Source organism: Cyanobium sp. Alchichica 3B3-8F6 (assembly GCF_024346435.1).
Taxonomy (GTDB): domain Bacteria; phylum Cyanobacteriota; class Cyanobacteriia; order PCC-6307; family Cyanobiaceae; genus Cyanobium_A.
This window is the reverse complement of sequence record NZ_JAGQCZ010000009.1, coordinates 54,440-68,890: the sequence shown is the minus strand read 5'-3', so window position 1 is coordinate 68,890 and position 14,451 is coordinate 54,440. Positions and strand designations below refer to the sequence as shown.

The 14,451-nt window shown below is 67.1% G+C and carries 18 protein-coding genes and 1 tRNA gene; 10 read left to right on the top strand and 9 right to left on the bottom strand.

Going from position 1 to position 14,451, the window contains the following annotated elements; all coding sequences use genetic code 11:
• Nucleotides 1-143: 143 nt before the first annotated feature.
• Nucleotides 144-491 carry a DUF3288 family protein gene (locus tag KBY65_RS08995; protein WP_255001365.1) on the bottom strand — a complete coding sequence of 116 codons (348 nt, stop codon included), beginning with the start codon at nucleotides 489-491 and terminating at the stop codon, nucleotides 144-146.
• A 77-nt stretch (nucleotides 492-568) separates the two neighbouring features.
• Between KBY65_RS08995 and KBY65_RS08990 the strand changes: the two genes are divergently transcribed.
• The 7 genes from KBY65_RS08990 (at nucleotide 569) to KBY65_RS08960 (ending at nucleotide 4,380) form a co-directional block, all read left to right on the top strand.
• Complete coding sequence (locus tag KBY65_RS08990) at nucleotides 569-2,335, top strand: ABC transporter ATP-binding protein (protein WP_255001364.1); 1,767 nt, start codon at nucleotides 569-571, stop codon at nucleotides 2,333-2,335.
• 80 nt (nucleotides 2,336-2,415) lie between these two features.
• A complete protein-coding gene (locus KBY65_RS08985) occupies nucleotides 2,416-2,706 on the top strand; it encodes a hypothetical protein (protein ID WP_094559534.1) in 291 nt (96 codons plus the stop codon).
• Nucleotides 2,707-2,732: 26 nt separating this feature from the next.
• Entirely contained in the window at nucleotides 2,733-3,431 is a 699-nt protein-coding gene (gene msrA / locus KBY65_RS08980; RefSeq protein ID WP_255001363.1) for a peptide-methionine (S)-S-oxide reductase MsrA, read from the top strand.
• A gap of 9 nt (nucleotides 3,432-3,440) precedes the next feature.
• Nucleotides 3,441-3,752 carry a hypothetical protein gene (locus tag KBY65_RS08975; protein ID WP_233128458.1) on the top strand — a complete coding sequence of 104 codons (312 nt, stop codon included), beginning with the start codon at nucleotides 3,441-3,443 and terminating at the stop codon, nucleotides 3,750-3,752.
• A 13-nt stretch (nucleotides 3,753-3,765) separates the two neighbouring features.
• The gene (locus KBY65_RS08970) at nucleotides 3,766-3,948 is read left to right on the top strand and encodes a hypothetical protein (protein ID WP_094559532.1); all 183 of its coding nucleotides are present in this window, start codon (nucleotides 3,766-3,768) and stop codon (nucleotides 3,946-3,948) included.
• Nucleotides 3,945-4,295 (top strand): hypothetical protein, encoded by a 351-nt coding sequence (locus tag KBY65_RS08965; RefSeq protein WP_254987278.1) that lies wholly within the window; start codon nucleotides 3,945-3,947, stop codon nucleotides 4,293-4,295. The genes KBY65_RS08970 and KBY65_RS08965 overlap by 4 nt, the downstream gene beginning before the upstream one ends.
• A gap of 11 nt (nucleotides 4,296-4,306) precedes the next feature.
• A tRNA-Pro gene (locus KBY65_RS08960) sits at nucleotides 4,307-4,380 on the top strand.
• 165 nt (nucleotides 4,381-4,545) lie between these two features.
• On the opposite strand, the gene KBY65_RS08955 is transcribed toward KBY65_RS08960, so the two are convergent.
• Both KBY65_RS08955 and KBY65_RS08950 read right to left on the bottom strand, forming a co-directional pair.
• Nucleotides 4,546-4,800 carry a hypothetical protein gene (locus KBY65_RS08955; RefSeq protein WP_094559644.1) on the bottom strand — a complete coding sequence of 85 codons (255 nt, stop codon included), beginning with the start codon at nucleotides 4,798-4,800 and terminating at the stop codon, nucleotides 4,546-4,548.
• Nucleotides 4,801-4,907: 107 nt separating this feature from the next.
• Nucleotides 4,908-5,759, bottom strand: coding sequence for a 3'-5' exonuclease (locus KBY65_RS08950; RefSeq protein ID WP_233128457.1), 852 nt, complete (start codon nucleotides 5,757-5,759; stop codon nucleotides 4,908-4,910).
• A gap of 95 nt (nucleotides 5,760-5,854) precedes the next feature.
• Between KBY65_RS08950 and KBY65_RS08945 the strand changes: the two genes are divergently transcribed.
• Nucleotides 5,855-6,310 carry a peroxiredoxin gene (locus KBY65_RS08945; RefSeq protein ID WP_254987399.1) on the top strand — a complete coding sequence of 152 codons (456 nt, stop codon included), beginning with the start codon at nucleotides 5,855-5,857 and terminating at the stop codon, nucleotides 6,308-6,310.
• Nucleotides 6,311-6,312: 2 nt separating this feature from the next.
• A complete protein-coding gene (locus KBY65_RS08940) occupies nucleotides 6,313-7,047 on the top strand; it encodes a DUF1350 family protein (RefSeq protein WP_255001362.1) in 735 nt (244 codons plus the stop codon).
• Here the strand turns inward: KBY65_RS08940 and acs are convergent.
• Entirely contained in the window at nucleotides 7,044-9,059 is a 2,016-nt protein-coding gene (acs, locus tag KBY65_RS08935) for an acetate--CoA ligase (protein ID WP_255001361.1), read from the bottom strand. The two genes, KBY65_RS08940 and acs, sit on opposite strands and share 4 nt — an antisense overlap.
• Nucleotides 9,060-9,123: 64 nt before the next feature.
• Here acs and KBY65_RS08930 point away from each other — a divergent pair, with 64 nt between their 5' ends.
• Nucleotides 9,124-9,804, top strand: a complete 681-nt coding sequence (locus KBY65_RS08930) for an HAD family hydrolase (protein WP_254987275.1) — start codon at nucleotides 9,124-9,126, stop codon at nucleotides 9,802-9,804.
• On the opposite strand, the gene sds is transcribed toward KBY65_RS08930, so the two are convergent.
• From sds to KBY65_RS08905, 5 genes are read right to left on the bottom strand one after another with little or no spacing between them, the layout of a single operon-like run.
• Nucleotides 9,805-10,776 (bottom strand): solanesyl diphosphate synthase, encoded by a 972-nt coding sequence (gene sds / locus KBY65_RS08925; RefSeq protein ID WP_255001360.1) that lies wholly within the window; start codon nucleotides 10,774-10,776, stop codon nucleotides 9,805-9,807. It lies immediately after the preceding gene.
• Between the two features lie 32 nt (nucleotides 10,777-10,808).
• On the bottom strand, nucleotides 10,809-11,624 hold the full coding sequence (gene murI / locus KBY65_RS08920; protein ID WP_255001359.1) for a glutamate racemase: 816 nt from the start codon (nucleotides 11,622-11,624) through the stop codon (nucleotides 10,809-10,811).
• Nucleotides 11,621-12,709 (bottom strand): N-acetylmuramoyl-L-alanine amidase, encoded by a 1,089-nt coding sequence (locus tag KBY65_RS08915; RefSeq protein WP_255001357.1) that lies wholly within the window; start codon nucleotides 12,707-12,709, stop codon nucleotides 11,621-11,623. The genes murI and KBY65_RS08915 overlap by 4 nt, the downstream gene beginning before the upstream one ends.
• An 8-nt stretch (nucleotides 12,710-12,717) precedes the next feature.
• Complete coding sequence (locus KBY65_RS08910; protein WP_255001392.1) at nucleotides 12,718-13,536, bottom strand: carbon-nitrogen hydrolase family protein; 819 nt, start codon at nucleotides 13,534-13,536, stop codon at nucleotides 12,718-12,720.
• A gap of 59 nt (nucleotides 13,537-13,595) precedes the next feature.
• Nucleotides 13,596-14,369 carry a 2-phosphosulfolactate phosphatase family protein gene (locus KBY65_RS08905; protein WP_094559525.1) on the bottom strand — a complete coding sequence of 258 codons (774 nt, stop codon included), beginning with the start codon at nucleotides 14,367-14,369 and terminating at the stop codon, nucleotides 13,596-13,598.
• Nucleotides 14,370-14,451 lie beyond the last annotated feature (82 nt).

The window sequence follows — 14,451 nt, the reverse complement described above, 5'->3', positions numbered from 1 at the left end:
GAAGGATCCGTTGGAGCCGGACTTGAAGCCAGAGCTGGAGCCAGAAAAAAGCCCGGGTGCAAAGCACGCCGGGCCGGGTGATGGGGACTCCTCCACTATCACCCGAAGAGGGGGAAATTGGCGATGCCCCTGAGCAACGTTGTTCAGCTCTGCTCCTGATCGGCGGTATCAAAACTGGATCCAACCGCCTCACTGGCCGCCGGCGCCGGGCGAAAGCCCGCTGCCCAGATGGCGCGGGTGCGGCGATGCAGCTCCTCCCGGCTCAGGCCCCAGAGTCGCAGCGTCTTGGCCAGGTCGGCGCTGAGGTCATGGGCGCCAGGAAAACCCTCGTAGCGCATGAGCAGACGCGCCGCATCCACGAGGTGATCGTCGGCCGGCACCTCCGCAGCCAGCAAACGGTCCACTGCGTCGCGGTCGGTGGCATAAAGGGGATGGCTCTGGTCGTTGTTGCCGGAAGCCTTGTTGCCGGAAGCCGAGTTACCGGAAGCCATGGCGCTGCCCCATTCAGGTGTCCAGCCTGCCGGAAAAGCGCGTCCCTAGGTTGGGGCCACCTGTGCACCCGGCCCCGATGGGAGCCATCCGGCTGGATCTGATTGGCCGCTACCTGCGGCCCCACCGCAAAGTGGTGTTCCAGGGCATGGCCGCCCTGGTGGTAGTGAACCTGCTGAGCGTCTCGATTCCGCTGTTGGTACGGCGGGTGATCGACGACCTGCAGGACGGCTTTGATCTCCAGGACGTGCTGGCGCAGGCAGCCCTGATCGTCGCCCTGGCAACAGTGATGGGAGCGGTGCGGCTCTACTCGCGCATGCTGGTGTTTGGCGTGGGGCGGCAGGTAGAAGCCGATCTCAAACAGCAGATTTTTGATCACCTGCTGCGGCAAGAGCCCGGTTGGGTGCAAACCACCGGCAGCGGCGAGGTGATCAGCCGAGCCACCAGCGATGTGGAAAATGTGCGGCGGCTGCTGGGCTTCGCCGTGCTCAGCCTCACCAACACGGTGTTGGCCTATGCGCTCACCTTGCCGGCGATGCTGGCCATCGACCCGTGGCTGAGCCTGGCGGCGGTGGGGCTCTATCCCCTCATGCTGATGGTGGTTCGCCTGTTCGGAGGGCGAATGATGCGCCAGCAGCGGCGCCAACAGGAGGCCCTCGCCTCCCTGAGCGACCTGATCCAGGAGGACCTCTCCGGGATCAGCGCGATCAAGATTTACGGCCAGGAGAGCACCGAGCAGGCCGCCTTCGCCGGACGCAACCGGATGTACAGGGATGCGGCCCTGGGACTAGCCCGCACCCGCAGCACGCTATTTCCGCTGTTGGAGGGCATCTCCTCGATCAGCCTGCTGCTGCTGCTGGCCCTGGGCAGCGGCCAACTCGAAAGTGGCCGCCTGACGATCGGCGACCTCGTCGCCCTGATCCTGTTTGTGGAGCGACTGGTGTTTCCCACGGCGCTGCTGGGCTTCACCCTTAACACCTTCCAGACGGGCCAGGTGAGCCTGGAGCGGGTGGAAGACCTGCTGCGCCGGCGCCCCCTGATCGTGTCGCCTTCGTCACCCCAACCGCCAAGCCAACCAAGCCGGGGCGCAATCGAAGCCCGCGGTCTCACCGTGCGGTACCCCGGTGCTCCGCGACCGGCACTGGTGGACGTCAGCTTTGTGCTCCATCCCGGCGAACTGGTGGCGGTGGTGGGGCCCGTGGGCTGCGGCAAAACCACCCTGGCCCGAGCGCTTGGACGCATGGTGGAGGTGGAGCCCGGCCAACTCTGGCTCGATGGGGTCGACATCACCGCCCTCGATCTCGAGGCCCTGCGCGCCCAAGTCGGCCAAGTCCCCCAGGAGGGCTACCTGTTCACCGCCACCCTTGCCGACAACCTGCGCTATGGCGAGCCCGAGGCGCCCCTGGAGCGCGTTCAGGCGGCAGCCCGCCAGGCCCGGCTGGAGGGCGATATCAAGGGCTTCCCCGATGGCTACAACACCCTGGTGGGTGAACGGGGCATCACCCTCAGCGGAGGCCAGCGCCAGCGCACGGCCCTGGGACGAGCCCTGTTGGTGCAGACGCCCCTGCTGGTGCTGGACGATGCCCTCGCCAGTGTCGACAACACGACGGCCGCCGAGATCCTGGGCAGCGTCCGCGAGGAACAGTCGCGTCAACGGCAGACCCGCACAATCTTGATGATCAGCCACCAACTCTCTGCCGCCGCCGCCTGTGATCGGGTGCTGGTGATGGAGGAGGGGCGGCTGGTGCAGCAGGGCCACCACAGCGAGCTGCTCGCCCAGGGCGGCACCTACCGGCGGCTGTGGGATCGGGAACAGGCCACCGAGCAGCTCAGGGCTGCGGGCTGATCTCAATAGTTGTTGCCCTCTCCAGACAACCCGGCCCGCCGCGGCTTACCTAGAAGAGATCGCCAATCGCGTCCGGAGTCATGGAGCCCGCACCGTCGCCCGCCACCCGACTGACCGGCTTGTCGTATCGGCTGCGCTGCACCCTCACCTTCGGCGACATCTACGGCCAGATCCTGATCTGGATGCTGGTGATCTTTGCCAGCCTGGCTGCGGGCCTGGCGCTGATGGGAGCCAGCAAGCCGATCTTCGCCCTGGTGGGGGTGGGATTGATCCTGGTGCTCTCGTTGCCCTTCCTGCTGTTCGCCTTCACCACCACCCTGCTCAACCACATCGCGCTGGAGGCTGACGCAGGCACGAAAGGGGCTGCCTAGGCTCGTCTTTCATTGCACGATCGAGTGTGTTCGGGCTGTTTCAGACCGCTCCCCAGACCCAGTCTCCGCATGTGGTGCTGGGCACTCCGATCGAGGCGGCCCCCCAGCAGGGGCAGCACGAAGCGGTGTTCGGCTGCGGTTGTTTCTGGGGCGCAGAAAAAGGGTTCTGGCGCCTGCCCGGGGTGGTGACCACAGCGGTGGGCTACGCGGGCGGCACGATCCAGCAACCCAGCTACGACCAGGTGTGCTCTGGACGCACCGGCCACAGCGAGGTGGTGCGGGTGGTTTGGGATAGCGCTCAGATTGATTTCAGCGACCTGCTGAAACTCTTCTGGGAATGCCACGACCCCACCCAGGGAGATCGCCAGGGCAACGACCGCGGTAGCCAGTACCGCTCCGTGATTTACGTCAACGATCCGGGCTTATTGGCCCAGGCCGAAGCCAGCCGCGACGCTTACCAAGCCCTGTTGAGCGGCGCTGGCTTTGGGCCGATCACCACCGAGGTGCGCAGCCAACAGACCTTCTGGTTTGCAGAGCCGTATCACCAGCAGTATTTAGCGAAACCGGGAAGCCGGCCATATTGCTCCGCCCAGCCCAGCGGCCAACGGCTGGGCGAGTTCCCCGGCGCCGCCTACAAACTCGATTCCCGAGTGTGGGATGCCTACGACTGGTCGGTGGCCCATTGCGTGCTGCGGGGGGACAATTCCCCCATTCACTTGGCCTAGGAGGGGTCGGTGCTGCCTGTGTCGTTGCCCCTGTCGCTGCTGGCGCTCAGCCTGATCTCCATGGGCTCCCCGTGGTGGGAGGACTACGGCATCACCGAGCAGTTCCTCTGCCCCAATGCCCGTCGGGTCACCTTGGAGCGCAACGACGCCCAGGCCTCCCTGATCGCCGGCCGTTTCCGTTCAACCCTGTTCCGCGAGGCCTCCGACCTGCCCGGCATCCGCTACCGCAACGACCAGATGACCCTGGTACTCAAGGGGGACGTGCTCACCATGGAGCAGCAGTCACGGCGGTTGGAATGCCTGCGTACGGAGCAGGTGTGAGAGGGCTGGAGCCATGAATCCGTTGCCGGATCGGGTGGTGATTCTGGGACTCCTGATCACCCTGGGCCTGTGCTTTGCGCTTGTGTTCTGGAGCGTGCGGTTGAATCCGCGTCCAGAGCCACCGCTCCAGTGGCGCGAGAACACCGCGCCCCAGGCCCTGGACCGGCGCCCCCAACCCAGCCTCCAGCTGCTGTGACCAAGCCACCGTCGCGCCACCGCCAATCGCAGCATCGCCAACTGCACCCCCTGCCCAAGGGGCTGGTTGAGCTCTATGGACTGCTCGCGGTGTTGTTTGTGCTGGTGCCGGAATGGATGGCAGGGGGAGCCCTGCTGAGCTTCGGCGGCTCCCGTCGGGGGTCGAATCTGCCGGCCGCCGCCGCTGCTTGGCAGAAACTGCCCGAGCTGCGGCTGGCGAGCATGGGGCTGGCGGAGTTGCGCCAACTGGCCCATCAGCAGCGGATTGCGGGCTACGCGGGTCTCAGCCGGGAGAGACTCAGCCGGCGCCTGATCCAGCGGCTGAAACCGCGCAAAGCGTTGTGGTAGCTTCCTTCTGCCGGGGCGTAGCGCAGCTTGGTAGCGCACCACTTTGGGGTAGTGGGGGTCGCAGGTTCAAATCCTGTCGCTCCGATTTTTAGCCGGCACCGCGTCCAGCGGTCAGCATCTGTACTGCTTCCAGCACTAGTACTGCTTCCAGCACTAGTACCGCTTTCAGCACTAGTGCAGCTTCAACCGGCTTCCCCAGCCGGTTTTTTTGTAGCCAGCGGCTGACTGAACTAGCCGACTCACTCCCAGATCACCGCAGCCGGGTCGCCACCTGGAGCCGCTCCAGCCAGCGGTTGACGCGATGTCGCAAACGCGGCGGCACCTCCTGCAGCAACTGGCCCAGCTCATGGGCAGCCAGACGACGCAGACCGCGCACATCCACCCGCCACAGCGCCTCAGCCTCGCGGATCAGCCGTGCCCAAGACCTCGCAGCCTGCCAACGGAGCACGCGCTGCTGGGGACCACCGTCCACCTGCAGAACCCGAAACCGCACCCGACTGGCCATGGTCTCCATGGCGACCGCACCACCACCCTGCGCCTGCAGAACAACAATGGCGCGAACACCCCGCTCTGCTTCAGAGATTGGAAGACAATCGGTACAGAGCCGTGCCGCTAGGCCGCCACGGGGTCGGCATCCACCGGTTGCACCGGAAAGGGCAAGGCCTGGGCCTCCCGCTCGCTGAGGCGACGGGTCCAGGCACCCCGCACCGGATCGTTCCAGCGGAACCCGGCCTCCTTGGCCCGGTGGCGCTCGGCGTAGGTGAGGTTGGCGCGGAACAGCAGCTTGGGCTCCAGCGCCGCCACCAGCAACTCTTCGAGGTTGGTGCAGCGCTCGAACACCTGCACTAGGTAGATGCAGTCGGTGAGAGCCCGGTGGGCGGCCCACACCGGCACGCCGTAGGCCAGGGCCAGATCGCGCACCGACGGCGCAGGCCGAAGATGTCGCTCCGCGGGCCAGCGGATGTCGTCCATCGAGCAGATCCAGGCCTTGTTGATCGGTGGCAAGGGCCCCCGACCAAACCACTGGGCATCGAAGGCCGCGTTGTGGGCCAGCACCGCATCGGCCGCCCCCAGCATGGCCTCAAAGTGCTGCAGGCCGGCCTGCCAGGGCTGGGGAAGCTGCGTCACCGCCGCCGCAATGCCGTTGACGGCCTCGGCTGGATTGACCTGGGCCGGCAACAGGAAGGACACCTGGCTGAGCACAGCGCGCTGGGGCACGTGAAACAACACGGCTCCCACCTCAATGCATTCGGCAGAGCTGGGCTCCAGGCCGGTGGTTTCGGTGTCAAGGATCAACAGGGTGGTTGGAGCGACCCGGGCCGCATCCGAGCGGCCCGTGAGGGGCGGCAGCTGGGGCTGGCGATCGCGCTTGGGGGCTGGACCTGGCTCGGGGGCCTGGGGCGCCAGGCTGAGCAGATCGCTCTGCTGCCAAAGGCTGGGCTGTTCCTCGATCGGGCCGCTCACGGTGTCCAGGGCACTGCTGCCCCATCGTCCCAGCCCGAACCTCCGGCGACCAGAGGTCGCTGCCTAGGGTGAAGCAACAGATTCCCGATCCAGGCATGGGCCTTGCCGCCGGAGACCGAGCCCCCTTGGTGGCGCTCCTTGATCAACACGGCAGCGAGCGCCGCAGCGATCAGCTCGCCGGCAAAGCCCTGGTGCTGTTTTTCTATCCCAAAGACGACACCCCTGGCTGCACGGCCGAGGCCTGTGCCTTTCGCGACAGCTACGCCGACCTCCAGGCCCTGGGCGCGGAGGTGTGGGGCGTCAGCGGCGACGACCTGGCCAGCCACCAGCGCTTTGCCAGCCGCCACAACATCCCTTACCCGCTGCTGGTAGACCAGAGCAATCGGCTTCGCCAAGCGTTCGGTGTACCCAATGTGCTCGGGTTGTTGCCGGGCCGGGTGACCTACGTGATCGACGGCGAAGGGGTGATCCGGCATGTGTTCAACAACCTGCTGGACGGGGCCGCCCACCGCAATGAAGCCCGGGCCGCCCTGCAGCGCCTGGCCCTCTGACCATGACGCGCTGGCGCCAGCGAGGTGACATCTGGCAGCTGGAGCCAGCGGGAGGGGCACGCGGCTGCATCGAATTCATCGGCGGCAGCTACCTGGCCGCCACCCCCCAGCTCAGCTATCGGCGGCTGCTGGAGGCTCTGACATCCAAGGGCTGGCTGGTGCGGGCCTGGAGTTACGTGCCGGGATTTGACCATCAAGACCAGGCCAACACGGCTTGGCGCCGTTTTCGCCAACTGCGCGAAGGCGATGACAGCACGGCCCCCCTGCTGCGGCTTGGCCACAGCCTGGGCTGCAAATTGCATCTGTTGGCTCCCGATGGCGGTCGCAGCGCCAGCGGCCTGGTGGCCCTGAGCTTCAACAACTTCTCGGCCGAGCGCTCGGTGCCGCTGCTGGCGGAACTGGGCCAGCAATTCAACTTCCGCAGTGAGTTCAGTCCATCGCCGGAGGAAACCCTGCACCAGGTGGCCCGCAGCTACCGCCAACCGCGCAACCTGCTGGTGCGCTTCAAGCGCGATGGCATCGACCAGAGCGGCCGGTTACTGGGCGTGCTGCAGAGCCGGGCTGAGGACGCCACCGAGCTCCTCGAGCTGCCTGGGGATCACCTGGCGCCTGCCAGTGCGGGACTGCGCCAAAACCTGCTGGGCAGCTGGGCCGATGATCCAGCCCGGCAGCGGGCCCTCGACCGCATCGCCACCAGCATCGATGCCTGGGGGGACCTGCCCTCCCAGCCGATCTAGACCCGTAGGGCATCGAGCACCGAACGGTCCTCCAGGGTGCTGGTATCGCCGCTCACCTCCTGACCATCAGCAAGGGCCCGCAGGATCCGGCGCATGATCTTGCCGCTGCGGGTTTTCGGTAGAGCATCGGTGAACTTGATCAGATCCGGCCTGGCGATCGGACCGATCTCCTTGCCCACATGGCTGCGTAGCTCCGCCATCAGGGCGTCATCACCGGTGCGGCCGGTCTCCAAGGTCACGAAGGCGACGATGCCCTCGCCCTTGAGATCGTCTGGCCGGCCCACCACGGCGGCCTCGGCCACGGCCGGGTGGCTCACCAAGGCGCTCTCGATCTCCATGGTGCCGAGGCGATGGCCGCTCACGTTGATCACGTCATCGACGCGGCCCATCACCCAGAAGTAACCGTCGGCATCGCGGCGGGCCCCGTCACCGGCGAAATAGAGCCAGGAGCCATCGGCCGGGCGGATCTCCTCCCAGTAGCTCTTGCGGAAGCGCTCCGGATCGCCGTGCACCGTGCGCATCATTCCGGGCCAGGGGCGACGCACCGCCAGATAGCCACCCTGGTCGACCCCCTGGGATGCCCCCTCGTGATTGACGATGTCGGCAGCGATGCCAGGCAAGGGCAGGGTGCAGGAACCGGGCTTGGTGGAGGTGGCCCCGGGCAGGGGGCTGATCATCACGCCGCCGGTCTCGGTCTGCCACCAGGTGTCCACCACCGGGCAGCGATCACCGCCGATCACATCCCGATACCACATCCAGGCTTCTGGATTGATGGGCTCGCCCACGGTGCCGAGGATGCGCAGGCTGCTCATGTCGTACTGGTCGGGCACCTCGCGGCCGCTCTTCATGAAGGCGCGGATCGCCGTGGGGGCGGTGTAGAAAATCGTGCAGCGGTGCTTCTGGATCACCTCCCAGAAGGCGCCTGGCTTGCTGGGGCGGGGCGCGCCCTCGTACATCACCGTGGTGGCACCGTTGGAGAGCGGGCCATACACGATGTAGCTGTGGCCGGTGATCCAGCCCACATCGGCGGTGCACCAGTGGATGTCATCCACGCGGATGTCAAAGATCCACTGGAATGTGAGGTGGGCCCAGAGGTTGTAGCCGGCGGTGGTGTGCACCACCCCCTTGGGCTTGCCGGTGGAGCCGGAGGTGTAGAGCACAAACAGCCGGTCTTCGCTGGCCATCGGCTCGGCCGGGCAATCGGCGCTCTGGGCGTCGACCAGCGCATGCCACCAATGGTCGCGGCCCTCCTGCATGGCGCAGTCACCACCGGCACCGGCCAGTCTCTGCACCACGAGCACGTGCTCGACGCTGGGGGCGCCACCGTTGCCAGCAAGAGCCTCATCCACAGCCGGTTTCAGGGGCACGGGCTTGTCCTTGCGGAAGCCGCCATCAGCGGTGATCACCGCCTTGACCTGGCCATCGATCAGCCGGTCGCGCAGGGCATCGGCCGAGAAGCCGCCGAACACCACCGAGTGGGGCGCACCGATGCGGGCGCAGGCGAGCATGGCGATGGCCGCTTCCGGCACCATGGGCATGTAGAGGGCCACCAGATCCCCCTTGCCGATCCCCAGGGCCTTGAGCGCATTGGCGGCTTTGCACACTTCGGCGTGCAGCTGGCGGTAGCTGAAGCTGCGGCTATCGCCCGGCTCCCCCTCCCAGATCAGGGCTGTCTTGTCGGCGCGGGGGCCCTCGAGATGGCGATCGAGGCAGTTGAAGGACAGGTTGGTGGTGCCGCCTTCAAACCACTTGGCGAAGGGAGGGTTGCTCCAATCGAGCACCGTGTGAAATGGCTCAAACCAGTGCAGCTGCTCGCGGGCCAGGTCGCCCCAGAAACCATCGGGATCGGCCTCAGCCTTGGCACAGAGAGCCCGGTAAGCCTCCATCGAACCGATGCGGGCACCCGCGGCCAGCTCAGCCGGTGGCGCAAACAGGCGCGCTTCCTGCAGCACCGACTCGATCGTGGGGGCCTGACCCATGGCGATGCCGACAACAAAGAAACCTGAAGCCATTCAAGCGGGCAGCCCCGGGGCTCGGCCAGCCGATGACGCCACTGCCGTCGCCGAGAATGGTCGGATGGGGAAGCCTGCTGCCTGCCTGTTTGATCTCGATGGCCTGCTGCTCGATACCGAGCCCTTGCACGCCCAGGCCTGGCGTCAAGCCGCCGAGCATTTCGGCTGCCTGCTGACAGACGCCCAGCTGCTGGGCCTGCGGGGCCGCCGCCGCCTGGATTGCGCAGACCAGGTGGTCGACTGGATCGAAGCGGCCCAAGGCTCCGCCCCCAGCCCTGAAGCCCTGTTGGACGTGCGCCAGCCCATCGCTGAAGCCCTGCTGATCCACGCCCAGCCCACCGCGGGGGCGGTGGAGCTGGTGCAGCGCTGCGTTGCGCTAGCCATCCCGATGGCGCTCGCCACCAGCAGCTCGCGCGCAGCCGTGGCGCTCAAAACGGCACCCCATCCATGGCTGGAGGCAATCACCACCCGGGTCCATGGCGACGATCCAGCGCTGGCGGCTGGCAAGCCGGCACCGGATGTGTTCCTGCTGGCCGCCGAGCGTCTGGGGGTTGCGCCCGAGCAGACCTGGGCGTTTGAAGATTCCCCGGCCGGGGCCCAGGCGGCCCGCGCCGCTGGCTGCCAGGTGTTTGTGGTGCCGCCCGCCCAGATCAGCGAACACGAGCGGCAGCGGGTTTACCCGGGCATCGAGCGGTTTCTCAGCAGCCTCCAGCAGACGCCCCTGCTGGCAGTGGGAGGCGAATGATCAATACAGCCGGCTGAGCACGAAATCCGGCAGGGCACGCAGGGCGCTGCGGGGCTCGGAGGGTGCCAACCAGTCCAGGGCTTGAGAAGCCTCCTGGGCAAAGCCCTCGGCCAGGGCCCGCGAGCGGGGAATCGCCTCGCAGCCGCGAACCAGCTCGAGGGCCTGCTCGAGGTCGCCCTCCTCGCTGAATTCCCGCTCAATCAGGCAGGCCAGGGCCGGTCGTTCCTGAAGGGCATAGAGGGCCGGTGCAGTGAGGTACCCCGAGGCCAGATCGCTAGCGGCCGGCTTGCCCAGTTGCTGGTCGCTGCCGGTGAAATCGAGGATGTCGTCGACCACCTGGAAGGCCAGACCCAGCTGGCGCCCAAAGCGATACAGATCATCGAGCTGGGGCGCAGGCAGGCCCGTGAGCACGCCGGCCGCCCGGGCGCTGTTGGCAATCAGGGAAGCCGTTTTGCAGTAGCTCTTCTCGAGGTAGGTCTCGAAGCTCTGGCCGGTGTCGTAGCGGAACAGGCCCTGCTTCACCTCACCGTCGGCCAGATCCATGATCACCCGACTGAGTAGCTTGACCACCTCGAGATCGTCGAGGTTGGCGAGGTGCCAACTGGCCTGGGCAAACAAAAAATCACCAGCCAGCACAGCGACGCGGTGGTTGAAGCGGCTGTGCACGGTGTCAACACCGCGGCGGGTAGCGGCCTCGTCGACGACATCGTCGTGCACCAGGGAGGCCGTGTGGATCATCTCGGTGATCTCGGCCAAACGCCGATGCCGCGGGCCCAGTTCGCCATCGGCAGCCACCGCCCGAGACAGCAGCAGCACGATGCCGGGACGCAAACGTTTGCCCCCAGCGGCAAACAGATGCTCTGCAGCGGCCTGAAGAATGGGGTGACCGGCTCCGATCAGGCTGCGCAGATCGGCCAGCAGGGCATCCAGATCAGCCTCAATGGGCTGGAGCAGCTCTGCAACCGTTGCCACAACACCTCCGCCGTGGCGAGATCCTAGAAGGCTCAGCCGACCGACCGCAGGTCGACCCGCTCCACCGACGGTCGATAGCCCAGCCAGCGGCTGGCCCCATCAGCGAAGGCTTCCGCGCAACCGCTCACGCAGACCCGGGTGCGCTGGGCTGGTGGGACCACATCCACACCTGACAACTCTCCTTCGGGCATCCCTCCCATGCTGGCGAGCAAGGGGCCCAGCCGCCGCACGGCGGAAGCCGCTGGGTCGACGAGCCGCACGTGGGGAGGCAGCAGGGCCGTGAGCAGCGGGCGCAACATCGGGTAGTGGGTGCAGCCCAGCACGACCGTGTCGACGCCGGCCGCCAGCAGGGGAGCCAGGTAGGCCAGCGCCTCGGCCTCCACGGCCGGAGCCTGCAAATCCCCCGCCTCAATCAGGGGCACAAAGGCCGGGCAGCCCACCTCCAGCACCTCAGCGTGGGGATGGCAGGCATGGATCGCCCGGCGGTAGGCGCCGCTGCTGGCGGTGGCGGGGGTGGCGAGCACACCCACGCGCTCACTATCCAGATCGGCCGCCACGCTGTCGATCAACCCCACCACCGGCACGCCGGCCTCGGCCACAGCCACATCCAGAGCCAGGGCATTGGAGGTATTGCAGGCCATCACCAGCACGCCCACCTGCTGGTGCCGCAACCACATCACCACCTCGGCTGCGATGGCGCGGATGTCGGCCACGCTGCGCTGGCCATAGGGAATCCGGGCCGTGTCGCCGAGGTACAAGCAGGAGGAGTGGGGATAGCGCTCCTGCAGACGGCGCAGCACCGTGAGCCCGCCGAGGCCGCTGTCGAAGAGTCCTACCAATGCACTCATGGCCGGTCCTGCAGGGCATTGAGAATCCCAGCCGAGAGGGCGAGCGCCATGCGCCGGCGGTAATCGGGATCGGCGAGGCGGCGGGAATCGAGCTCGCCGGTGAGAAAACCCATCTCCACCAGGGCCGAAGGCATCACCGTGCGGCGAATCACGAAGAAGCGGCCCGTGCGCACGCCCCGATCAGGTGTGCCAGGTGAAATGGCGAGCATCTGCTGCTGCAGTGCCCCCGCCAGACGGCGCGAGGCGGCCCCCGCCCCCTCGAAGTAGAAGGTCTCGATGCCGTTCACATCGGGGCGCGCCATGCTCAAGGCATTGGCGTGCACGCTCACAAACAGATCGGCGCCACTGCTGTTGGCCAAGGCAACCCGAGGGGGGAGATCGACGTCCACCTCAGAGGTGCGGGTCATCAGCACCTGAACGCCGCGAGCCTGCAGCAACCGGGCCATCTGCAGACAGACATCAAGCACCACATCGGTTTCCCGCAGGCCGCCGATGCCCACGGCCCCAGGATCGGGCCCGCCGTGGCCTGGATCGATCACCACCTTGAAGCGACCCCGGGGCACCACCGGCAGGCCATCCGCCGACAGGGGTGTGCTGGCGGTGGGGAACGGGCTCCCCCGATCCCACCCAGCACTGCTGACGGCGTCGAGATCGCCCTCTCCCAGGCCCAAGCCCATTTGATTGGCCAGCCCCGGCAACTCCATGCGCCAGCGGTCGCGGGCGGTGCCCACCAGCCTCAGCCCACCAGGATCCAGTTGGGTGCCGGGGGCAAACTCCACCACCAGGCGGGTGGTGAAGCCATCGGGCCGGCCGATGCGCACCTCCCGCACAGCGCCACCCCCCCGAACGGTGCGGGTGCGGGACGGGGCGCCAGGCAGATCCACCCAAACCCGCGGCCCCCGCAACGCTGATCCCGCTTCAAAGAACGCCTGGGGACGCACATCAAGGCTGGTGCGCAGCTCCAGCTGGCCGGCGCGGGTGATGCGCCAGGCCGCCAGCGACGACGCCCAGGCCGGCAGATCCGCCAACACCAAGGCCAGGGCCGCCAGGGCTGATGTCCACTTGACGCTGACAGGCCAACGCATCAGGACCGTCAGAACAGGGCCGGCCGGCGATGCTCCAGGCTGGGCATCTGGGCCCGCACCCGCTTGGCATGACCCGGGTCAATCGGGGCCACCGCCGAACCGACACCGACACCGGCATCGGCGAGCACTGTGCCCCAGGGGTCAATCACCAGCGCATGACCGTGGCTCTGGCGCCGGCCGTAGTGCAGGCCGGTCTGGGCGGGTGCCAGCACATAGGCCGTGTTCTCGATGGCGCGAGCCTGCAGCAGCACCTGCCAGTGGTCTTTGCCAGTGAAGGCGGTGAAGGCCGCCGGCACCATCAACACATCCACTCCCGCTGCGGCGAGATGGCGGTAGAGCTCCGGAAAGCGCACGTCGTAACAGATCGAGAGGCCAACCCGCCCCAGCCCTGGCACATCCACCACCGGCGGAAGTTGGTTGCCATGCTGCACGGTGGCCGATTCTCGGTAGGTGTTGCCGTCCGGCAGGTCGACGTCGAACAGGTGGATCTTGTCGTATTGGGCCAGCAGCTGGCCTTCGGTGCTGACGAGCTCAGCCCGATTGAAGGTTTGGCCGGGACCAGCCGGCACCGGAAAGCCGCCCCCGAGCAAGGTCACCTGATAGCGGCGCGCCATGGTGACCAGAAAGCGACTGCAGCGTTCGGCCAGGGAAGTCGCCAGCTCGAGGCGACGCTCGTCATCCCCCATGAAGGCGAAATTCTCCGGCAGACCCACCAGTTCGGCACCGCGGCGGGCCGCCAATTCGATCTGCTCTTCGGCAGCGGCGAAATTCGCATCCGGATCCGGGGTGCTGGTGAGCTGCACAGCTGCCGCCAGAAAACTGCTCACCGACTGCCCAAAACGCACGGGCGAACTGTAAGGGAACTGCCAAGGTGCGTCAGGGACCCTCAGCTGGCCTTGAGCACCCCGTGCTCCGCCTGGAAGGGCACCATCTTCAGGGTGTCAATGGCGGCGCAGCAGGCGAAATCGGCGTCATGGTTGCCCAGGCCGATCAGGCGTTGGCCGTGGCTGGCGGAGCGCAGAGCGGTTTCTGGATCGTGGCGCCACTGCTGCCACAGGGCCAGGGCCGCCAACATTTCATCGTTACCGCAGCTCACGCCGATGTGGGGAGCCACGGCCATCTCCATGGCTGCCGAAGCCACGGCACCAGCCGCCAGGCTGTCTTCCAGGGAGTAATCACCCTCCCAGCCACTGCCGACAATCCACACCCGTTTGCAGTCATGCTCCAGCAGACGCCGGGCGACCGCCGTGCGATTCGGCAGGCAGGCCGTGAGCAGCAATGGCACCGGCTTGACCACTGCCAGGGAGCGGGTGCCGTTGGTGGTGCTCATGAAGATCCGCTTGCCCCCCACCAGCTCGGGCGTCACCGCGAGGGGCGAGTTACCCAGGTCGTAGCCCTGCACCCGTTGGCCGCCCCGCTCGCCGGCCCGCAGCCGCTTTTCGGCCGGCCAGGCAGCAGCGGCCGCCTCCAGCTCATCCAGGCTGGCAAAGGCCTCAACCGCCTCGGCGCCGTTCTGCAGCGACCAGGCGATGGTGGTGGTGGCCCGCAGCACATCGATCACCACGGCTGCATCAGGCAAACCGGCTGCATCGGGCCCGCCTGCAGCCGCAACATTCAGGGCCGGAACGCACTCGGAGGTGTGGAAGTAGGAAACCAGCACGGGCGCTGCGACAGCTCAGGAGCGCCACAGTAATCAGGGGCATCCGTCACAGTGGTTTGACTGGAATGACCTGATGTCTGCC